The following is a 19,101-nucleotide window of genomic DNA, read 5'->3' on the forward strand; positions in this document are numbered from 1 at the left end:
GTCGGGGGACTCGGAGGGGGAGGGGAGGAGGGACGGCGTCCCTCAATACAGCTCGGCGCGGCGGTCGGCGAGGTAGGGGTTCTCCTGCCTGGCGCGCTTGGTGGCCTCGGGATCGATCGTGGCGATCATGAGGCCGACGGCGTCCCCGTCGAGCGCGTCGAGGACCACGCCGTCCGGACCGACGATGCTGCTGCGGCCGACGTAGGTGAGGTCCCCTTCGGAGCCGACGCGGTTGACGTAGACGAGGTGGACCTGGTTCTCCCAGGCGCGCACCGGGATGAGCCGTTCGGCGATGTGCGCGTACGGCTCCATCTGCGCGGTGGGGACGATCACGACGTCGGCGCCGTCGAGGGCCGCCGCGCGGACGGTCTCGGGGAACTCGACGTCGTAACAGATGAGGACGGCGACGCGGACGCCGCCAAGGTCGACGGTCGGCGCGAGGGTGTCACCGGCCACGAACAGCTCGCGGTCGAGCTCGCCGAACAGGTGCGTCTTGCGGTAGCGGAGCAGCTCGGACCCGTCAGGACCGATGAGGACGATGGCGTTCGCGACGGCTCCGCCCGGGAGCGGCTCGGGCAAGCCGGCGAGGATCGCGATCCCCGTCCCGGCGGCGATGGCGGCGACCCGGTCGACCAGCTCCGGCGTGGCGAGCGGGGCGAGACGGTCCCCGAGGTTGTAGCCGGTGATGAACATCTCGGGGGTGACGAGCAGGTCCGCGCCGCGATCCGATGCCTGCCTGGCGGCGTCGGCGACGAGCGCGAGGTTCGCCTCGACGTCTCCGGGGACGCCATGGTGTTGCAGTCCGGCGATGGTCAGGGTCATGGCGGTGGAGCTCCTCTGCAGGCGTGCGTCGATGCACTCAGTAAACAACTCAAAGTGAGCTGTTTGATGTCCATCATGTTTCGATCCGGTTTCACCCGCAAGAGGCGAGGGACATACTGGTGGCGTGCGCGCCCTTCCTGTCGATGTCCCGATCGTGCTCGGCCCCTTCGGAGGCTTGTCCTCCGTCGAACTCACCGCGACGGTGAGTGAGCTGGGCGGCCTCGGTTCCTTCGGCCTGTACGGCTACGACGCCGAGCGCATCGAGCGGACGGTCACGGCGCTCCGCGAACGGACCGCGGCGCCGTTCGCACTGAATCTGTGGCTGCCGCGTGGAGACGAGCTGTCGCCCGACGACTCCGAGGCGTCCTTCGCAGCCGCGGTCGAGGCGCTCCGACCCGTGTTCGACGAGTTGTCACTCGAGCTGCCCGATCGCCCGGCCCGGTACGTGCCGCCGTTCGACGAGCAGATCGAGGCGGTCCTGGAGGCGCGGCCCGCAGTGGTCAGCTTCGTCTTCGGGGTTCCACCGCGGTCGGTGGTCGACGCGGCGCGCGAGCGGGGCATCGTCGTGGTCGGGACGGCGACCACGGTGGCCGAGGGGCTCGCCCTGCAGGAGGGCGGCGTCGACGTCGTCGTCGGCACGGGCATGGAGGCCGGCGGCCACCGCGTCTCGTTCCTGCGAGCAGCCGAGGACTCCCTCGTCGGCCTGGTCGCCTTGATCCCGCAGCTCGTCGACGCCCTGGACGTCCCGGTGATCGCCGCCGGCGGTATCGCCGACCGACGTGGTGTCGCCGCCGCGCGGGCACTCGGCGCCGCCGGCGTGCAGGTCGGGACCGCCTTCCTCCGCACGAGCGTCTCCGCGGCGACGGCCGAGCATCGAGCGGCCATCGTCTCGACGCCCGCCGACGGTACCGTCCTCACGCGCGCGATGAGCGGCAGGCTCGGCCGTGGTGTCCCGAACCGGGTGCTGCGCGAGATCGAGGCGTCGGGGGTCGTCGCCCCGTTCCCGGTCCAGAACTGGCTGACCGGGCGGTTCCGCACCGTCGCCTCGGAGCAGGGCGTCGCAGAGCTCCAGGGCTACTGGGCAGGGCAGGCGTCCTTGCTGACCCGCGATCGGGCGGATGCCGAGGCCGTCTTCGCGGAACTCGCCGCGGGCCTGTCGGTCCCACCCAGGGCACCCTGACCCCGGTCCGCGTCGCCCGCAGGACCGCGTAAGCTGGAGTGGACTTCCTGCAAGAGATGAGACGTTCACCGTGCCCAGCATCCCGTTCGACGGCGCCAAGCACGATCGGTACTGGATGGTCCCGATCCTGCGTGCGGTGATCGCGCTCGCCACGGCGGGGGTCGTCACCTTCACGCAGGGCCACTCCTCGCAGTTCGGCCTTGTGGTCTTCGGGGTCTTCACGCTGCTGTCCGGCGCGATCGTCGGGGCCTTCGCCTTCCCGAACTTCTCCGACACCGTGACGCGCGCGTTCTTCCTCGGCCAAGGCGTCATCGGCGTCGTGACCGGCGTCTTCTCGCTGCTCGTGAGCGGCGGCGGGCTGAGCATCTTCCTCTACGTCGTCACCCTGTGGGCGGCCCTCACCGGATTCCTTGAGCTGTACAGCGGGATCCGCTGGCGCGGACGCCTCGCCGCGGCGAAGGACTGGACCGCGGTCGGTGCCTTCACGGTGCTGCTCGCCATCGCGACGCTCCTCGTCCCGCCGGGACTCGAGCAGCGATTCGCCGCCCCGGGAGGTGTCGAGGGTGTCCTCCGTGCGGACATCGTCGTCGTCGGCCTCGTCGGGGCATACGCCGCGATCATCGGCGTCTACCTCGTCATCGGCGGACTGTCGCTGCGGTGGGCGGGCAAGCGCCCGGTCGCCGGCGCAGTCACCGACGACACCACCGGCACGGCGGGAGCCGCATCATGAGCAAGCCCAACCGCGACGACGTCCTGCGGCCGATCGAGCTCCTCGTGCTTTCGGGCGTCATGGGGGTCTTCACCGGCGTCGTCGTCCTGATGTCGACCCGTGAGATCGTCCTCGCGCTCATCGGCCTGGGCATCGCGTTCATCGCCTCGCTCGTCGTCCTCGCGATGCTGGCGCTCGCCGTGAAGCCCGACTTCCAGGAGAAGCTCGACCTCGACGAGCAGGACGGCGACGACAAGCGTCCGCCGCGCCCCTCCGGCCACTGATCTCCGGCTTCATTCGCCCATTCTTGGGCGACCCAGTGCTCGTTCGCCCATTCCTGGGCGAACGAGCACGGACCGCCTACGGCAGGTAGTCCACCAGGTCGTCGGAGAGCCCGAGGTACGTCGCCGGGGTGAGCTCGAGCAGGCGCTGCTTCGCGGCGTCGCCGATGTCGAGCTTGGAGACGAACTCGACGAGCTCCGCCTGACCGAGACGCTTGCCGCGCGTCAGCTCCTTGAGGACCGCATAGGGGTCCTCGATGCTCGAACGACCCGCGGTCACCTCGGCGCGGATGACCGTCTGGATCGCCTCCGCGAGCACCTCCCAGTTGTGGTCGAGGTCCGCGGCCAGCACGTCCTCCGCGAGGTCGATCTGCCCGAGTCCGCCGAGGATGTTGTCGAGGGCGAGCAGCGAGTGGCCGAACCCGACACCGATGTTGCGCTGGGCGCTCGAGTCGGTGAGGTCGCGCTGGAGTCGTGAGGTGACGAGGGTGGCGGCGAGGGAGTCGAGGATCGCGCTCGACAGCTCCAGGTTGGCTTCGGCGTTCTCGAAGCGGATCGGGTTGACCTTGTGCGGCATAGTCGACGAGCCGGTGGCGCCCGCGACCGGGATCTGGCGGAAGTAGCCGATCGAGATGTACGTCCACATGTCCGTGGCGAGGTTGTGCAGCACGCGGTTGGCGTGGGAGATCTTGCCGTAGAGCTCGGCCTGCCAGTCGTGCGACTCGATCTGCGTCGTCAGCGGGTTCCAGTCGAGGCCGAGTCCCTCGACGAACTCGCGCGAGATGGCGGGCCAGTCGGCATCGGGGTCGGCGACGACGTGGGCGGCGAAGGTCCCGGTCGCGCCGGAGAACTTGCCGAGGTACTCGTTCGCCTCGATCTGCAGGGCGATGCGCTCGAGTCGGTAGACGGTGACGGCGAGCTCGCGGCCCATCGTGGTGGGCGTCGCCGGCTGGCCGTGCGTGCGGGCGAGCATCGGGACGGCCCGGAAGTCGACGGCCTTGGAGCGCAGGGAGTCGAGGACGAGGCGCAGCTTCGGCAGCCAGATGGCGCGGACGGCCTGCGACACGGTGAGCGCGTAGGAGAGGTTGTTGATGTCCTCGCTCGTGCAGGCGATGTGGGTGAGTTCGGCGATGCGGTCGAGACCGAGCTCGGACAGGCGGTGGCGCACGAGGTATTCGACGGCCTTCACATCGTGACGCGTGACGGCCTCCTTCTCGGCGAGCCAGTCGATGTCGGCCTGTCCGAAGTCGAGGTAGAGCGCGCGGAGCTGCTCGATCTCCGCCGGGGTGAGCGGGGAGGATCCGAACATCGAGTGCTCGGTGAGGTAGACGAGCCACTCGACCTCGACCTGCACGCGGGCGCGGTTCAGGCCGGCCTCCGAGAGGTACTCTCCGAGCGCCGTCACGGCGGGGCGGTAGCGACCGTCGAGCGGGCTGAGCGGCTGGGCGGGGAATTCGGTCATGGGGTGGCTCCCTGGGTCAGTGCTGGTTCGAGCTGGTGGAAGAGGGATCTGCAGGCATGGTCGATCATGCCGAGGACGGTCTCGAACATCTGGGCGTCCGAGTAGTAGGGGTCGGGGACGTCGCGGGTCCCGGAGGTGCTGTCGAAGCTCAAGAGCAGGTGCACCTTGGAGCGGTCGGTGTCGTTGCCCGCCCAGGCCCGCAGGATGCGTTCGTGACTGCGGTCCAGGGCGACGACGAGGTCGTAGCTGTCGAAGCGGTCGGGGTCGAACTGCTTGGCCCGGTGGGCGGTTGCGTCGTGGCCGTGCGCTCGCAGCGCGGTGACCGTGCGGTGGTCGGCGTGCTCGCCGACGTGCCAGTCGCCGGTGCCGGCGGAGGAGACCTCCACGACCCGCTCCAGCCCGGCGGCCGCGACGAGGTCGGTGAAGACGCTCTCGGCCATCGGGGATCGACAGATGTTGCCCGCGCAGACGAAGCACACGCGGAACGGGGTCGTGCCGGGGTCGGCCTCCCCGAGGGTGTTCATGCGTCTATTCTGGCCGACCGCGCCCGAGCCGTCGAACCGTTCTCGACTGACTCCGCTCCACAGCTCTCCGCCGGTCAGCTTCCTCCACATCAGCGCGGTGTGCCGGCGTGACCGCTCCGCCGGTTGGGCAGAGTCGAGCGTGATGCCGGCGATGGGCGGGCGGAGAGCGAGGCGACATGGCGTTGGAGTACGACCCGTTGGCGATGGGCTTCCCGTCGCAGCCGACGGCAGAGGAAGCTGTCTCGATCCTCGAGGGGCGCGCTCGATGTCTCGAGGACGTCCTGCTCGAACTGGAGCCGGAGATCCTCAGGTTCGTGCAGGCGCGCAGCGGTCTCGAGTGGGTCGGTCCCGCCGCCGTGCAGTTCTCCTGGTCCGCGGACGAACTGACCGCAGTACTCCGTGGAGCGGCCTCTGCACTCGATGAGGGACTCACGAGCGCTCGTGGGGCGGCATCGTCGATCGCTGTTGGAGCGGAGCATGAGTGACGACCTCACCATCCGAGGCGGTGGTGTCGTAGCCGTCGCCACTGACGATCACCTGCTCCTCGGCGCGTTGCTCCTCGACCTCGGCGAGGCCTGCGCGAGCTGGGCCGACCGCGTGGAATCGGTGTCGACCGACGACGTGTCCCTGGCGCCCGTCGGCCCGACGATCGTCCCCCAAGCCGATGCGGGGGCGGGAAGCGGGGCGGCTGCGAGGGCCGCCACCAGCTTGCGGCGTGCGAGCGACGACGCGAGCCGGTTGGGTGGGCATCTCATCGTCGGGGCGGAGCAGTACGGAGAGCTTGAGCGGATGGTCCAATCGTTGTTCACGTTCACCGGGGACGCCGCGGGATGGGTCCTGGGAGCCTCCCCGTTGATCCCCCTCGGTGTCCTCGCCGCCGTCGGAGAGGTGACGCTCGTCAGGACGGTGTTCCGCGGAGTGTTGGGGTTGCTGTCCTCGGACCTGCAGGACGGCTTCGATGAGGCCTCGGCGAAGACTGCGCGTGAGCTGATGTCGTCACCCGCGTTCGTCGCCCTCGTGCGCGGAGTCGTATCGGGTTCCGACGAGTTCCTGATCAGCGCGTTCGGTCTGCCGGCGATGCTCGACGCGAACCGTCTGAGCGAGGAGGGCATCACCGGGGTGGCGTTCGCAGCCCTGGTCGCACTGGGCACAGTCGACCGTGCCGGCCTCCTCACTCCCGCGGCGCCGGTCCGTACGGTCGAGGTGAAGGCCCAGGGCGCTCCGGCGCCCCCGAAACCGCCGACCCGATACGAGGACCTCGTCGAGCGGATGCCGCACGGGGGAGCGGGCTCGCCGCAGATCAGGATCGAGCGGTACGAGGACGCCTCCGGCGCCGACCAGTGGATCGTCTGGTCGGGTGGAACCATCGAGACCGGCTTCCCTGAGGCGTCGACCGAGCCCTTCGACAACCGCAGCAATGTCAACGCCGTCGCAGGTATGGAGGCGGAGAGCGCGGAAGCGACCCTCCAAGCCATGCGACTCGCGGGCATTCCGGACGGTGCCTCCGTGCTCCACGTCGGGTACTCCCAGGGCGGCATCATCGCGTCACGCATCGCCGCCAGCGGTACCTACGACTCCTCGGTCGTGACCTTCGGATCGCCGGTCGAATCCATCGACTTCGCGGACGACCTCCCGCGCACCCATGTCGAACACACCGAGGACGTCATCCCCGCGCTCTCCGGTGAACGACGCGACTCGCTCAACGGAGGCACCGTCGTCCAGCGTTCGTTGTATGACGGAGGACCACCGCCGGCCGGTGACGATCCCCTTCCGGCTCACAATCTCGACCGCTACCGGGAGACGGCACGCCTCATCGACCAGTCCTCGGAGGAGCGGCTCGCACCAGCGATCGACCCCCTCGCCGGGCTCACGGGCACCGGGGAGGTCTGGCGATACCGCGCCGACAAGGTCCTTCCATGACCAAGCGGTCGAGCCGACGGGTCAGTCGCGCGCCTTGGGGCGGATGACGATGCCGAGCAGCCAGTTCACGATCGAGATGACGATCGCACCGAGGACGCCCCACCAGAAGCCGTCGACGGTCAGGCCGAAGCCGAACCAGCCGCTGATGCCTGCGGTGATGAGGAGGAGGAGCCCGTTGATGAGGAGCCCGATGAGCCCGAGCGTGAGGATGTACAGGGGGAACGCGAGCACCTTGATGACCGAGCCGAGGATGGTGTTCACGACGGCGAAGATGAGCGCGACGAGCGCGAAGGTCAGGATCGTCTCCAGCGTGCCGCCGGGCGCGTACGGTGTCACATTCACACCGGCGACGATGAGGGTCGTGACCCAGATGGCGAAGCCGTTGACGATCAGGTTCAGCAGAAAACGTCCCATGACGGCAATCCTCCCACCCTTGCCACAGCGGGCAAAGGGCCGATTCGGACCGGCGCACTGCATTCCGACGCAGGTATCCTTCGCGGCCTAGACTCGTCGAGTGAGTGACAACCTGCCAACCACCGCCCAGCCGGCCGCTCAGCCGGGCCGGAGCCCGGTCCGTCTCCGTCCGGAGATCGCAGAGCTGCCGCCCTACCGCCAGGGCAAGCCGGCCGCACCCGACGCCTTCAAGCTCTCGAGCAACGAGGTCCCGTTCCCGCCGCTCGACGCCGTCCTCTCGGCCATCACCGACACGGCTGCGGACTCCCACCGCTATCCCGACGGCGCCGCACTCGCGCTGCGCACGGCGCTCGCCGAAGCCAACGGCGTCACGCCGGAACGCATCCACATCGGGGCGGGCTCGGTCGCACTCCTCAGCCAGTTCATCACCGCGACCGCCGGTCCGGGGGACGAGGTCGTCTTCGCCTGGCGCTCCTTCGAGGCCTACCCGGGTCTCGTGACCGTCGCCGGCGCGACGTCCGTGCGGGTTCCCAACCGGCCCGACGGCTCCCACGACCTCGAGGCGATGGCCGCCGCCGTCACCGACCGCACCCGCGTCGTCATCGTCTGCACGCCCAACAACCCGACCGGCCCGGTCGTCGAGCGTGACGCCTTCCTCGCCTTCCTCCGGTCCGTGCCCTCCGACGTGCTCGTCCTCCTCGACGAGGCATACCGCGAGTTCGTCACCGACGACGACGCCGTCAACGGCATCCCGCTCCTCGACGAGCACCCGAACCTCGTCGTGCTCCGCACCTTCTCGAAGGCCTACGGACTCGCCGGCCTCCGCGTCGGCTGGGCCATCGGCCATGAGCTCGTCCTCGACGGCGCCCGCAACGCGGCCATCCCGCTCTCCAGCACTGCGCCGGCGCAGCAGGCGGCCATCGCCGGACTCGCGAACGCCGAGGACATCCGAGCCCGCGTCGCGGTCATCACCGCACGACGCGACGACCTCGCCGCCGCACTCCGCGAGCAGGGCTGGTTCATCCCCGCGGCGCAGGGCAACTTCGTCTGGTTCGGCCTCGGCGAGCAGACGGCCTCGGCGAACGACACCTTCCTCGCGCACGGCATCGTCGGCCGCGCCTTCCCCGGCGACGGCGTCCGCATCTCGATCGGTGAAGCCGAGTCGATCGAACCGCTCCTCGCCGCCGCTGCGGAGATCCTCGCCGGACTGCCGGCCGACCACCCGACACGAGAGGGAGTGCGCTCACGATGAGCCGTTCCGGAGACGACCCCACCGTGCCCAGCGTCCAGTTCATCGACGCGGCCGGCACCTTCGCGCCGAACGAACACGCGGAGCGCTATCAGCCGTTCCTCGATCGCCTGACCGAGACCGACCTGCAGCAGTTCTACCGCGACATGGCGAACGTCCGTGCCTTCGACATCGAGGCGACGAACCTGCAGCGCCAGGGCCAGATGGCGCTGTGGCCACCGAGCCACGGGCAGGAGGCGGCACAGGTCGGTTCGGCCCGCGCAGCGCGAGCCCAGGACCACATCTTCCCCTCCTACCGCGAACACGTCGTCGCGATGATCCGCGGCGTCGACCCCATCGACATCGTGCGGCTCATGCGCGGCAACACGCACGGCGGTTGGGACCCGGCAGATCCGTCCAACGGCAACGTGCACCTCTACACGCTCGTGCTCGCCGCGCAGACCCTGCACGCGACCGGCTACGCGATGGGCCTGAACTTCGACAAGGCCGTCGGCACCGGCGACCCCGAGCGCGACACGGCCGTGCTCGTCTACTTCGGTGACGGCTCGAGTTCCGAGGGCGACGCGAACGAGGCCTACATCTACGCCGCCAGCTACCAGACGCCACAGGTGTTCTTCCTCCAGAACAACCAGTGGGCCATCTCCGTCCCCGTCTCCCGCCAGGCCCGCGAGCCGCTGTACCAGCGCGCGGCCGGCTTCGGCCTCGACAGCGTCCGCATCGACGGCAACGACGTCCTCGCGAGCTACGCGACGGCGGCGAAGCACCTCGACGACGCCCGCGCCGGCCGCGGCCCGAGCCTCATCGAAGCGATGACCTACCGCGTCGGCGCGCACACCACGAGCGACGACCCGACCAAGTACCGCACCGACGACGAACTCCAGTCCTGGATCGCCCGCGACCCGATCGTCCGGTTCAAGACGTACCTCCAGGGGCTCGGCGCCTCGGACGCGTTCTTCGCCGAGGTCGACGAGGAGGCTGCAGCGCTCGCCGAGGACACCCGCGTGCGCACGCTCGCACTCGAGGCCCCGGGCCCCGAGCTCATGTTCGAGGGCGTCTACTCCGAACCGCACCCGCTCATGGTGGAGCAGCAGGCCTGGCTCGAACGCTACGAGGCCTCGCTCGAAGGAGGCAACGCATGACGACGACCACCATGCCGATGGCCAAGGCGCTGAACGCCGGCCTGCGCAAGGCGATGACCGACGACGACAAGGTCCTGCTCATGGGCGAGGACATCGGCCCGCTCGGCGGCGTCTTCCGCGTCACCGAGGGCTTGCACGCCGAGTTCGGCGGCGACCGCGTCCTCGACACCCCGCTGGCGGAGTCCGGCATCGTCGGCACCGCGATCGGCCTCGCCATGCGCGGCTACCGACCGGTGTGCGAGATCCAGTTCGACGGCTTCGTGTTCCCGGCCTTCAACCAGATCACGACGCAGCTCGCGAAGCTCACCAACCGGCACGAGGGCAAGCTGCAGATGCCCGTCGTCATCCGGATCCCCTACGGCGGACACATCGGCGCGGTCGAGCACCACCAGGAGAGCCCCGAGGCGTACTTCGCCCACACGGCCGGCCTGCGCGTGGTCAGTCCGTCGACCCCGAACGACGCCTACTGGATGATCCAGGAGGCCATCGCCTCGAACGACCCGGTCGTCTTCCTCGAGCCGAAGAGCCGCTATTGGCCGAAGGGCGAGGTCGACCTCGACGGCTCGGCCGCACCACTGCACGGCAGCCGCGTCGTCCGCACCGGCACGGAGGTCACTCTCGCCGGACACGGCGCGATCGTGAGCGTCATGCTGCAGGCGGCTGAACTGGCCGCCACGGAGGGCACGAGCGTCGAGGTCGTCGACATGCGCTCGCTGTCGCCCATCGACTACGACCCGCTCGTGGAATCCGTCCGACGGACCGGCCGCCTCGTCTATGTGCAGGAGGCGCCCGGGTTCACGAGCGTCGGCTCGGAGATCGCGGCGACCGTCACCGAGCGCGCCTTCTACTCGCTCGAAGCACCCGTCCTGCGGGTGTCCGGGTTCGACACCCCGTTCCCGCCGGCGAAGCTCGAAGGCGTCTACCTCCCGGATGCCGACCGCATCCTCGAGGCCGTCGACCGCTCGCTGGCGTACTGAACACCGAAGGAAGACGAGGAACCACGATGAGTGATCTCCAGTTCGAACTGCCGGACGTCGGCGAAGGCCTGACCGAGGCCGAGATCGTCGCATGGAAGGTCGCGCCGGGCGACGCCGTCTCGGTCAACCAGGTGCTGGTCGAGATCGAGACCGCGAAGTCGCTCGTCGAACTCCCGTCGCCGTTCGCCGGCACCGTCGGCGCCCTGCTCGTCCAGGAGGGCCAGACCGTCGACGTCGGGACGCCCATCATCAGCGTGAGCACCGGTGGTGGAGCGCCGAGCGCCGAGCCGGCCGCGCCCGCACCGGCGGTCGTCGAGTCGGAGGAGGCCACGCTGGCTGCCGACACCGCGGCGAGCGTCTCTCCCGCCGAAGAGCCGCGCCCTGGCGCAGTGCTCGTCGGATACGGCAGCGCCGGCAGCACCTCGAGTCGTCGCCGTGGCCGTGGCGCGACGCCGGTCGTCGAGCCGGCGAGCCCGGCCGTCACCCCGCAGCCGCCCGTGCGCCGCCAGCCGCCGTCGAGCATCCCCGCCGCGTCCGCGCTGCCGGTCATCGCCAAGCCGCCGATCCGGAAGCTCGCGAAGGACCTCGAGGTCGACCTCACGGCGATCGAGGGCACCGGGCTCGCGGGTGAGATCACCCGCGACGACGTCATCCGTGAGGCCAGCCAGGCGAGCGTGTTCCGCAACATCGAGACGCCGGAGTGGGCCGACGAGCGCGAGGAGCGCATCCCGGTCAAGGGCGTCCGCAAGGCCATCGCGACGGCCATGACCCGAAGTGCCTTCACCGCGCCGCACGTCTCCCTCTTCGTCGACGTCGACGCGACGCGCACGATGGAGTTCGTCAAGCGCCTGAAGAACTCGACGGACTTCGCCGGCGTCAAGGTCTCGCCGCTGCTCATCATGGCCAAGGCGATGATCTGGGCGGTCCGCCGCAACCCCACGGTCAACAGCGAGTGGACGGACCAGGAGATCATCGTCCGCCATTACGTGAACCTCGGGGTCGCCGCCGCGACACCGCGCGGACTGATCGTCCCGAACGTCAAGGAGGCGCAGGCGATGAGCCTGCTCGAGCTGGCACGCGCCCTCGAGACCCTCACGCTCACGGCCCGCGACGGCAAGACGCCGCCGGCCGACCAGCAGAACGGCACGATCACGGTGACGAACATCGGTGTCTTCGGCATGGACACCGGCACCCCGATCCTCAACCCGGGCGAGGTCGGCATCGTCGCGCTCGGCACGATCAAGCAGAAGCCGTGGGTCGTCGACGGCGAGGTGCGCAGCCGCTTCGTGACGACGCTCGGCGCCTCCTTCGACCACCGCGTGGTGGACGGCGACGTCGCGAGCCGCTTCCTGGCGGACGTCGCGTCGATCATCGAGGAGCCGGCGCTGCTGCTCGACTGAGCACCGGGTCCCTGAGCCTGCTCTTCGGTTCCTGAGCCCGTCGAAGGGCGATTTTGAGAATCAGTATCAATAGGCGTAGCGTTAGCCTTCTCACCCCGATCGAGAAGGTTCATCAATGCGCGCTCGCACCCTGCTCCCAGCCTTGGCCGTCCTCCCGGCAGCCGCCCTCGTCCTCGCGGGCTGCTCCGGCAGCAGTGCGTCGAGCGCGGCCGACGACGGCAAGATCAACATCGTCGCCTCGACGAACGTGTACGGCGACATCGCTTCGAAGATCGGCGGCAAGGACGTCGAGGTGACCTCGCTCATCTCGTCGGCGGCCCAGGACCCGCACTCCTACGAGGCGAGCACGCAGGACCAGCTCTCCATCAAGAACGCCGACCTCGTCATCGAGAACGGCGGCGGCTACGACCCGTTCATCGACACACTCCTCGACGCGGCCAAGAACGAGTCCGTCGAGGTCGTCAACGTCGTCGACCTGTCGGGCCTCGCCCCGGACGACGACCACGCCGACGAGCAGCACACGGATGAGGCGCACGCCGAGGACGACGGTCACGACCACATCGAGGGCTTCAACGAGCACGTCTGGTACAGCCTCCCGACGATGGCGAAGCTCGCCGACGAGCTGGCCAAGGAGCTCGGCGAACTCGACAGCGCGAACGCGACCACGTACACCGCGAACGCGAAGGCCTTCACCGAGTCCCTCGGCACGATCGAGACGGCCCAGGCCGCGATCAAGACGGCACACGACGGCGAGGGCGTCGCCATCACCGAGCCCGTGCCGCTCTACCTGCTCGAGGGCGCCGGACTCGTGAACCGCACCCCGGAGGCGTTCAGCGAGGCGATCGAGGAGGGCACCGACGTGTCACCGACCGTCCTCAAGGAGACGCTCGACCTCTTCGGCGGCGGAACGGTCGCGCTGCTTGCCTACAATGAGCAGACGAGTGGCGGCGAGACCGAACAGGTCAAGACCGCCGCGGAGAACGCAGGCGTACCGGTGCTGTCATTCACCGAGACCCTCCCGGACGGCAAGGACTACCTCTCGTGGATGACCGAGAACGTCGACGCCGTGGCGGACGCCCTGGATCGATGACCAGCGGTCCGACCGACGACTCAGGCCCCGTCGACGTCCTCGCGCTCGCCGGGGCCGAGCTCGGTTTCGGCGGACGCACGCTCTGGGACGGCCTCGACCTCTCGGTGCGCCCGGGGGAGTTCCTCGCCGTGCTCGGCCCGAACGGCTCCGGCAAGACGAGTCTGCTGCGCACCATCCTCGGGCAGCAGCAGCTCGACCGCGGGACCATCAGGGTCGCCGGAGGCCCGGTGCACCGGGGTGACCGCCGCATCGGCTACATCCCGCAGCAGAAGCTCATCCCCGCCGGCACGCCGATGCGCGGTCGCGATCTCGTCGCCCTCGGCGTCGACGGCCACCGCTTCGGACTCCCCATCCGCACCGCGGCGACGAAGCGTCGGGTCGACGAGCTGATCGCCTCCGTCGGCGCAACCGCCTACGCCGACGGCGCCGTGGGCACCCTGTCCGGCGGTGAGCAGCAGCGGCTGCGCGTCGCCCAGGCGCTCGCGGACGACCCGATCCTCCTCCTCTGCGACGAACCACTGCTCAGCCTCGACCTCCAGCATCAGCGCGGGGTCAGCGAGCTCATCGACCGTCGTCGGCGCGAGCACGACACCGCGGTGGTCTTCGTCACCCACGACGTGAACCCGGTGCTCCCCATGGTCGACCGCATCCTGTACCTCGCGGGCGGCCGATTCCGGGAGGGCACCCCCGACGAGGTGCTCCGCAGCGAGGTGCTGTCTGAGCTCTACGGCACGCCCGTCGACGTACTCCGCAGCCATGGCCGGGTCGTCGTGGTCGGCATCCCCGACAGCGAGACCCACCACCATCACCACGACGATCCGCACACCGGTGCGGTGGGGGTCGGCGTATGAGCACCGACGACCTCTGGGGACGCCTGTTCAACTTCCAGGACTACGGCGCACTGCTCGAACTCGTGCAGAACTCGATCATCGCCGGCGCGGTCCTGGGCATCGTCGGCGGCCTCATCGGCGTGTTCGTCATGCAGCGCGACATGGCGTTCGCGGTGCACGGGATCAGCGAGCTCTCCTTCGCCGGCGCTGCCGGCGCGCTGCTGTTCGGCGCCAACGTCGTCGTCGGGTCCCTCGCAGGCTCACTCGTCGCCGCGATCCTCATCGGCCTGCTCGGTTCGAAGGCCCGCGACCGCAACTCGATCATCGGGGTGCTCATGCCGTTCGGCCTCGGCCTCGGCATCCTCTTCCTCGCGCTCTATCCGGGCCGGAGCGCCAACAAGTTCGGGCTCCTCACCGGGCAGATCGTGTCGGTCGACGACCCGCAGCTCGGCCTGCTCATCGTCATCAGCATCGTGGTGCTGATCGCGCTCCTCCTCCTCTGGCGCCCCCTCAGTTTCGACAGCCTCGACCCGGACGTCGCCGCGGCGCGCGGGGTGCCGAGTCGGTTCGTCTCGCTCGCCTTCATGGTGCTGCTCGGGCTCACGGTCGCGGTGTCGGTGCAGATCATCGGCGCGCTGCTCGTCCTCGCACTGCTCGTGACGCCCGCGGCCGCGGCGCTCCGGGTGTCGTCGTCGCCCGTCCTCGTCCCGGTGCTGAGCATGCTCTTCGGCTTCGTCTCGGCGGTCGGCGGCATCCTGCTCGCCATCGGTGGATCGCTCCCGATCAGCCCCTACATCACGACGATCTCCTTCCTCATCTACCTCGTCTGCCGCATCGTCGGGCCGCGCACCGCGTCCGGGCGACGGGGTCGTCGGGCACCTGTCGGCGAGACGCGGCACGCCCAGGTCGCGCGATGACCGTGGACCGTGCGCCGCGTCCGCGTGGAGCTGCTTCGGAGCGTCCTCCGAGCGGTTCCCGGGTACCCTTGAAGCGACAGGCAGGAGCACCCGTGGCGAAGCGCAACACCTGGCAGCGAGAAGCTGTCCGCGAGGCCCTCGGCGGCAACGACGGATTCGTCAGCGCCCAGGGATTGCATGCCGAACTCCGCGACACCGGTTCGCCGATCGGGCTCGCGACCGTGTATCGAGCCCTCTCCGACCTCGCGGTCGAGGGCGAAGCGGACTCCCTGCAGTCGCCGGAGGGCGAGAACCTCTACCGTGCCTGCACGCCTGGCACCCACCATCACCACCTCATCTGCCGCAACTGTGGTCTCACCATCGAGATCGAGGCCGACGAGGTCGAAGCGTGGGCGCGGTCGGTCGCGTCGCAGCACGGGTTCACCGAGGCGAAGCACGTCGTCGACGTCTTCGGGCTCTGCGAGAACTGCTCGGCGGCGGCCCAGCGCGCGTGAGGCCGGAGTGAGCAGGACGACCGGCACCCTCGGGGTCGACGACGACTGGACCGCGCCCGACGACGACGGCGCGGAGCACTGGGGTCGCACCGAAGGGCGTGATCCACGGAACCTGCGGACGCCGCTCCTGATCGGCGGCGCACTGCTCGTGGTGGTCGGGCTCTTCGTACTCCGGGCGCTCATGCCGCTCGGTGAGGTGCTCACCCCGCCCACCGCGGTGCGCGACTTCGTGACCCTGACGCTCAGCGTGGTGGTGGAGTCGCTGCCGTTCGTGGTGCTCGGCATCGTGCTGTCGATCCTCGTGCAGATCTGGCTTCCCGACGGCTGGCTCGAGCGGTGGTTGCCGACGCAGCCGATCCTCCGCCGAGCCTGCATCTCGCTGCTCGGCATGTTCCTGCCGGTCTGCGAATGCGGCAACGTCCCGCTCGCCCGCGGCCTCATCGTGCGCGGGTTCACGGTGCCGGAGTCGATCACCTTCCTGCTCGCGGCGCCGATCCTCAACCCCATCGTCATCGTCACGACGCATCAGGCCTTCGGCTGGGACGGCGGGATCCTCGTCGCCCGGCTCGTCGGCGGGTTCCTGCTCGCGAACCTCATCGGGTGGCTCTTCAGCAAGCACCCCGACCCCAGCTCGCTGCTCACGCCGACCTTCCAAGCCAGCTGCGAGGTGACCGAGCAGCACGGGCACGAGCACACGAAGGTGGAGCGCAGCCTGCAGCAGTTCGTCGCAGAAGCGCGCGCGATCATGCCGGCGCTGCTCATCGGTTCGGCCGTGGCCGGCGCCGTGCAGGTCCTCGTCCCACGCGAGGTGCTCGTCACCCTCGGCGCGAACCCGGTCTGGTCGGTGCTCGCGATGATGACGCTCGCCGTGATCGTCTCGATCTGCTCGAACGTCGACGCCTTCTTCGTGCTGTCCTTCGGATCGACGTTCATGCCCGGCTCGATCGTCGCCTTCCTCGTCCTCGGCCCCGTCGTCGACGTCAAGATGCTCGCGCTCATGCGAACCACCTACACGACCAGGACCCTCGTGATCATCACCGCGGTCGCCGTGCTGTTCTCGGCGGCCCTCGGATTCGGAGTGAACGCCCTTGCCTGATCAGAACGCCACCCACGGACACACGCACGCCGAGACGTCGACGGTCGGCGATCGTCGCGTGCCCCTGCTCGAACGACTCCGGCAGCGGTGGTGGGGCGTCCTCCTGCTCGTCACCGCCGCCGTGTGCATCCTCTGGCTCGCGCTGACCGATCGCCTCGGGCTCTACATCCACCCGCGCTACTTCGTGTTCACCGTCATCATGGCGCTCATCGCGGTCGCGCTCGGCATCGTCAGCGTCCTCGTCCATGTGGACGTCGATGAGGTGCCGAAGCGTCGCGGGCGGACGGTGCTGCAGCTCGCCTCGGTCGTGGGCAGTCTCGCGGTCGTCGGGGCGATGGTGGTGCTCCCGCCGTCGACGCTCTCGGTCGCGACGGCCGACCAGCGCGCGGTGAACTCCGGCACACTCGCGGGGGAGGTCCAGGGGCAGGACGCCCAGACGGTGCTGACCTCGAACCCGGACTTCAGCACCTTCGGCATCAAGGATTGGGCGACACTGTTGCGCCAGACGACGCGGCCCGCCGACCTCGAAGGGCGCGCTTTCTCCGGGGTCGGCTTCGTGATCGCCGATCCGGACGCGGCCGACGTCTTCTACGTCTCGCGGTTCGTCGTGAACTGCTGCGCCGTGGACGCCCAGCCGGTCGGTGTGCCCGTGCAGCTCGACGGTTGGGAGCAACAGCTCAAGCCCGGCGACTGGGTCGAGGTCTCGGGCGCGCTCACCGCGAGCGACGCCTCGCATCTGCCGTTGGTGGTCGGGGCGGCGAAGGTCGACAAGGTCGAGGAGCCGGCGGACCCGTATGACTACTGATCGCCGGGATGCTGCACGAGGCCGATCGACGCAGGCCGCCGGCGACCGGAGCGGTTTCGGCCGACTGGTCGCGATCGTGCTGATCGCGCTCGTCGTCATCGGCGGCGGCGCGGCCGTCGTCGGTCTGACCCAGGGGCCGAAGCTCGTCCGCACGGTGGTCGACCCGACCGGACTCGTGGAGTCCTGGGGCCAGCGTGTGGTCCTGGCGGTGAATCAACCGATCGCCGATCTCGGGTCGGACCGGGTGCGGATCGAGCCGGCAGCCGACTTCGACGTCAGTACCGGGGCCGGCGGCATCACGCTGGTGTTCCCCGAGCCGCTCGCCTATGCGACGGACTACCGGATCACGGTCGACGGGGTCACCGCGCCGGGTGGCGGCCCGGCTGCCACGCTCACGACGTCGTTCTCGACGCCACCCGTCGAGGGGTTCTCGCTCGTGAGGAGCCCGGTCAAGGACGGCGGCTCGGCGGCGACGAAGCCGGACGACCGGATCGTGCGCCTCTCGATCGCCGGCGGTGAACCCGAGACCGCGTACGAAGCGGCGAAGATCCAGGAGTTCGCGACGATCGGCGACTCCCTGATCGTCGTGGAGCAGGAGACGAGCGGGCTCGGTCGCATCGTGGTGGTGGACACGACCGATGGGAGTACCCAGGAGGTGGCCCTCCCGATGGGCGGGATGATCACCTCCTTGCAGACCGCTCCGGCGCAGAGTCGGGTGGGGTTCCTGTTCACGGAACAGTCGTTCGGTCGCGATGGCGGCGACAACCTCACGCTGTACTCGTTCGAGCTGCAGGAGGGGAAGCCGACGGAGGCCGCCCGGGTCGGCGGGATCGACGGGGCTGCGGTCCAGGCGGCGGAGTGGTCGTTCGTGCCCCGGACGTCCTCGATGCTCGTCCGCACGGTGGACAACTCGCTCGAGCTGCTCGATCCTGCTGCGACGACCGATCCGGTGCTGCTCGGCCGCGCCGCCCTCATCTCGAGCTACATCCCGGGGACCACCAAGGTCGTCATCGAGCAGATCGATGGTGTGGTCGTGCTCGACCTCGCGACGGGGAAGAGTGAGCCGTTCGTCCTGCCCTCGGTGGCACCAACCGAGATCCCCGGACAGCTCGTCGCACTGTCCGAGTCCCTGTCGGCCAGGATCTACGCCGACTACGACCGCGCCGCCGGAACCACGGAGCAACGGGTACTGGCGATCAAGGACGGCGCGACCGCCGAGCTCTACCGACCTGACCCGGGTGCCGTCATCTGGTCACTCTGCGCGAGCCCGAACGCGGAGTACGTCGCGGTCGTCGTCGTCCCCGACTTCGCGAAGGCCGGATTCGATGGGTACGCCAACGCCCCGATGCCCAATGGTCCCGAGATCGAGGTGGTCGACGCCCGCACCGGCAAGGTGGTCGGGACGCAGGCCGGCTTCGACCTGTCCTGGTGTGCCGGCACCGGTGTCGCGCAGTGACCCCGCGCCGCGCCGTCCGCGGCCGCCTCGGCGAAAACCGCGTGTTTCCGGGCGACACGCCCGGGATGCAAACGGAATTTGCCACGATCCCGAGACACACGTAGAGTAATCACTCGTCACCCCAAAGGTGCGGGAAGCGGAAGAGCTTCTCGGCCTCAAGCGGGGACAATCCCCAGCCAAAAGCGAGAACATTTCGATGTTACCGTTTCAAGTCTCGGTTGGATGACTTCCTCCTGGTGTCACTCGTGCTCAGCATGACTCTGTTCGCAGAGCGGCTGAAACGCCGAGTTGACAACAAGCCGGGAAGATGTAAGATAGAGAAGTTGCCCTGCAGGG

General features: G+C 69.3%; 20 protein-coding genes. 16 read left to right on the forward strand and 4 right to left on the reverse strand.

The features are described from left to right. Nucleotides 1-42: 42 nt before the first annotated feature. A complete protein-coding gene (locus BIU99_RS15825; protein WP_175484421.1) occupies nucleotides 43-822 on the reverse strand; it encodes a carbon-nitrogen hydrolase family protein in 780 nt (259 codons plus the stop codon). A gap of 124 nt (nucleotides 823-946) precedes the next feature. On the opposite strand from BIU99_RS15825, the gene BIU99_RS15830 reads away from it, so the two are divergent. The 3 genes from BIU99_RS15830 to BIU99_RS15840 all read left to right on the forward strand — a co-directional run bounded on the left by BIU99_RS15830 (nucleotide 947) and on the right by BIU99_RS15840 (nucleotide 2,995). Continuing rightward, a complete protein-coding gene (locus BIU99_RS15830) occupies nucleotides 947-2,002 on the forward strand; it encodes a nitronate monooxygenase family protein (protein WP_071262132.1) in 1,056 nt (351 codons plus the stop codon). A gap of 70 nt (nucleotides 2,003-2,072) precedes the next feature. After that, entirely contained in the window at nucleotides 2,073-2,732 is a 660-nt protein-coding gene (locus BIU99_RS15835; RefSeq protein WP_175116538.1) for a hypothetical protein, read from the forward strand. Next, a complete protein-coding gene (locus BIU99_RS15840; RefSeq protein ID WP_064296028.1) occupies nucleotides 2,729-2,995 on the forward strand; it encodes a hypothetical protein in 267 nt (88 codons plus the stop codon). The genes BIU99_RS15835 and BIU99_RS15840 overlap by 4 nt, the downstream gene beginning before the upstream one ends. Before the next feature lie 76 nt (nucleotides 2,996-3,071). On the opposite strand, the gene purB is transcribed toward BIU99_RS15840, so the two are convergent. Together purB and BIU99_RS15850 are read right to left on the reverse strand one after the other, a co-directional pair. Further along, nucleotides 3,072-4,454 (reverse strand): adenylosuccinate lyase, encoded by a 1,383-nt coding sequence (gene purB, locus BIU99_RS15845; RefSeq protein WP_071262133.1) that lies wholly within the window; start codon nucleotides 4,452-4,454, stop codon nucleotides 3,072-3,074. After that, nucleotides 4,451-4,978, reverse strand: a complete 528-nt coding sequence (locus tag BIU99_RS15850; RefSeq protein ID WP_064296030.1) for a low molecular weight protein-tyrosine-phosphatase — start codon at nucleotides 4,976-4,978, stop codon at nucleotides 4,451-4,453. The genes purB and BIU99_RS15850 overlap by 4 nt, the downstream gene beginning before the upstream one ends. Before the next feature lie 176 nt (nucleotides 4,979-5,154). Between BIU99_RS15850 and BIU99_RS15855 the strand changes: the two genes are divergently transcribed. Continuing rightward, nucleotides 5,155-5,463: a hypothetical protein gene (locus BIU99_RS15855; protein WP_071262135.1), complete on the forward strand. Its 309-nt coding sequence runs from the start codon at nucleotides 5,155-5,157 to the stop codon at nucleotides 5,461-5,463. Next, the gene (locus BIU99_RS15860) at nucleotides 5,456-6,898 is read left to right on the forward strand and encodes a hypothetical protein (RefSeq protein WP_071262136.1); all 1,443 of its coding nucleotides are present in this window, start codon (nucleotides 5,456-5,458) and stop codon (nucleotides 6,896-6,898) included. The genes BIU99_RS15855 and BIU99_RS15860 overlap by 8 nt, the downstream gene beginning before the upstream one ends. A 21-nt stretch (nucleotides 6,899-6,919) precedes the next feature. Here BIU99_RS15860 and BIU99_RS15865 read toward each other — a convergent pair whose 3' ends face one another. Then, nucleotides 6,920-7,312: a phage holin family protein gene (locus BIU99_RS15865; protein ID WP_071262137.1), complete on the reverse strand. Its 393-nt coding sequence runs from the start codon at nucleotides 7,310-7,312 to the stop codon at nucleotides 6,920-6,922. A 100-nt stretch (nucleotides 7,313-7,412) separates the two neighbouring features. On the opposite strand from BIU99_RS15865, the gene BIU99_RS15870 reads away from it, so the two are divergent. The 11 genes from BIU99_RS15870 (at nucleotide 7,413) to BIU99_RS15920 (ending at nucleotide 18,765) form a co-directional block, all read left to right on the forward strand. Further along, the gene (locus BIU99_RS15870) at nucleotides 7,413-8,564 is read left to right on the forward strand and encodes a histidinol-phosphate transaminase (protein WP_254773634.1); all 1,152 of its coding nucleotides are present in this window, start codon (nucleotides 7,413-7,415) and stop codon (nucleotides 8,562-8,564) included. Next, nucleotides 8,561-9,700 (forward strand): thiamine pyrophosphate-dependent enzyme, encoded by a 1,140-nt coding sequence (locus BIU99_RS15875; RefSeq protein ID WP_071262139.1) that lies wholly within the window; start codon nucleotides 8,561-8,563, stop codon nucleotides 9,698-9,700. The genes BIU99_RS15870 and BIU99_RS15875 overlap by 4 nt, the downstream gene beginning before the upstream one ends. Beyond that, nucleotides 9,697-10,677: an alpha-ketoacid dehydrogenase subunit beta gene (locus BIU99_RS15880; RefSeq protein ID WP_071262140.1), complete on the forward strand. Its 981-nt coding sequence runs from the start codon at nucleotides 9,697-9,699 to the stop codon at nucleotides 10,675-10,677. The genes BIU99_RS15875 and BIU99_RS15880 overlap by 4 nt, the downstream gene beginning before the upstream one ends. A 26-nt stretch (nucleotides 10,678-10,703) precedes the next feature. Next, nucleotides 10,704-12,077: a dihydrolipoamide acetyltransferase family protein gene (locus BIU99_RS15885; RefSeq protein ID WP_071262142.1), complete on the forward strand. Its 1,374-nt coding sequence runs from the start codon at nucleotides 10,704-10,706 to the stop codon at nucleotides 12,075-12,077. Nucleotides 12,078-12,192: 115 nt separating this feature from the next. Next, complete coding sequence (locus BIU99_RS15890) at nucleotides 12,193-13,167, forward strand: metal ABC transporter solute-binding protein, Zn/Mn family (RefSeq protein WP_071262143.1); 975 nt, start codon at nucleotides 12,193-12,195, stop codon at nucleotides 13,165-13,167. Continuing rightward, nucleotides 13,164-14,018, forward strand: coding sequence for a metal ABC transporter ATP-binding protein (locus tag BIU99_RS15895; RefSeq protein WP_071262145.1), 855 nt, complete (start codon nucleotides 13,164-13,166; stop codon nucleotides 14,016-14,018). Before BIU99_RS15890 ends, BIU99_RS15895 begins: the two co-directional genes overlap by 4 nt. After that, nucleotides 14,015-14,914 (forward strand): metal ABC transporter permease, encoded by a 900-nt coding sequence (locus BIU99_RS15900; RefSeq protein WP_079003646.1) that lies wholly within the window; start codon nucleotides 14,015-14,017, stop codon nucleotides 14,912-14,914. Before BIU99_RS15895 ends, BIU99_RS15900 begins: the two co-directional genes overlap by 4 nt. 92 nt (nucleotides 14,915-15,006) lie before the next feature. Beyond that, nucleotides 15,007-15,408 (forward strand): Fur family transcriptional regulator, encoded by a 402-nt coding sequence (locus BIU99_RS15905; protein WP_064296039.1) that lies wholly within the window; start codon nucleotides 15,007-15,009, stop codon nucleotides 15,406-15,408. A gap of 7 nt (nucleotides 15,409-15,415) precedes the next feature. Then, nucleotides 15,416-16,504: a permease gene (locus tag BIU99_RS15910; RefSeq protein WP_369808461.1), complete on the forward strand. Its 1,089-nt coding sequence runs from the start codon at nucleotides 15,416-15,418 to the stop codon at nucleotides 16,502-16,504. Then, nucleotides 16,497-17,309, forward strand: a complete 813-nt coding sequence (locus BIU99_RS15915; RefSeq protein ID WP_254773635.1) for a TIGR03943 family protein — start codon at nucleotides 16,497-16,499, stop codon at nucleotides 17,307-17,309. Before BIU99_RS15910 ends, BIU99_RS15915 begins: the two co-directional genes overlap by 8 nt. Next, nucleotides 17,299-18,765: a hypothetical protein gene (locus BIU99_RS15920; RefSeq protein ID WP_071262146.1), complete on the forward strand. Its 1,467-nt coding sequence runs from the start codon at nucleotides 17,299-17,301 to the stop codon at nucleotides 18,763-18,765. The genes BIU99_RS15915 and BIU99_RS15920 overlap by 11 nt, the downstream gene beginning before the upstream one ends. The last annotated feature ends 336 nt before the right edge of the window (nucleotides 18,766-19,101 follow it).

Source organism: Plantibacter sp. MMLR14_011, assembly GCF_001865025.1.
Lineage (GTDB): Bacteria > Actinomycetota > Actinomycetes > Actinomycetales > Microbacteriaceae > Plantibacter > Plantibacter flavus_A.

Excerpts from the sequence above, each read along its gene's own strand:
- BIU99_RS15860 (WP_071262136.1), top strand. The coding sequence starts at position 5,456 with ATGAGTGACGACCTCACCATCCGAGGCGGTGGTGTCGTAGCCGTCGCC.
- BIU99_RS15890 (WP_071262143.1), top strand. The coding sequence starts at position 12,193 with ATGCGCGCTCGCACCCTGCTCCCAGCCTTGGCCGTCCTCCCGGCAGCC.
- BIU99_RS15880 (WP_071262140.1), top strand. The coding sequence starts at position 9,697 with ATGACGACGACCACCATGCCGATGGCCAAGGCGCTGAACGCCGGCCTG.
- BIU99_RS15855 (WP_071262135.1), top strand. The coding sequence starts at position 5,155 with ATGGCGTTGGAGTACGACCCGTTGGCGATGGGCTTCCCGTCGCAGCCG.
- purB (WP_071262133.1), bottom strand. The coding sequence starts at position 4,454 with ATGACCGAATTCCCCGCCCAGCCGCTCAGCCCGCTCGACGGTCGCTAC.
- BIU99_RS15875 (WP_071262139.1), top strand. The coding sequence starts at position 8,561 with ATGAGCCGTTCCGGAGACGACCCCACCGTGCCCAGCGTCCAGTTCATC.
- BIU99_RS15885 (WP_071262142.1), top strand. The coding sequence starts at position 10,704 with ATGAGTGATCTCCAGTTCGAACTGCCGGACGTCGGCGAAGGCCTGACC.
- BIU99_RS15895 (WP_071262145.1), top strand. The coding sequence starts at position 13,164 with ATGACCAGCGGTCCGACCGACGACTCAGGCCCCGTCGACGTCCTCGCG.
- BIU99_RS15840 (WP_064296028.1), top strand. The coding sequence starts at position 2,729 with ATGAGCAAGCCCAACCGCGACGACGTCCTGCGGCCGATCGAGCTCCTC.
- BIU99_RS15920 (WP_071262146.1), top strand. The coding sequence starts at position 17,299 with ATGACTACTGATCGCCGGGATGCTGCACGAGGCCGATCGACGCAGGCC.
- BIU99_RS15900 (WP_079003646.1), top strand. The coding sequence starts at position 14,015 with ATGAGCACCGACGACCTCTGGGGACGCCTGTTCAACTTCCAGGACTAC.
- BIU99_RS15850 (WP_064296030.1), bottom strand. The coding sequence starts at position 4,978 with ATGAACACCCTCGGGGAGGCCGACCCCGGCACGACCCCGTTCCGCGTG.
- BIU99_RS15825 (WP_175484421.1), bottom strand. The coding sequence starts at position 822 with ATGACCCTGACCATCGCCGGACTGCAACACCATGGCGTCCCCGGAGAC.
- BIU99_RS15865 (WP_071262137.1), bottom strand. The coding sequence starts at position 7,312 with ATGGGACGTTTTCTGCTGAACCTGATCGTCAACGGCTTCGCCATCTGG.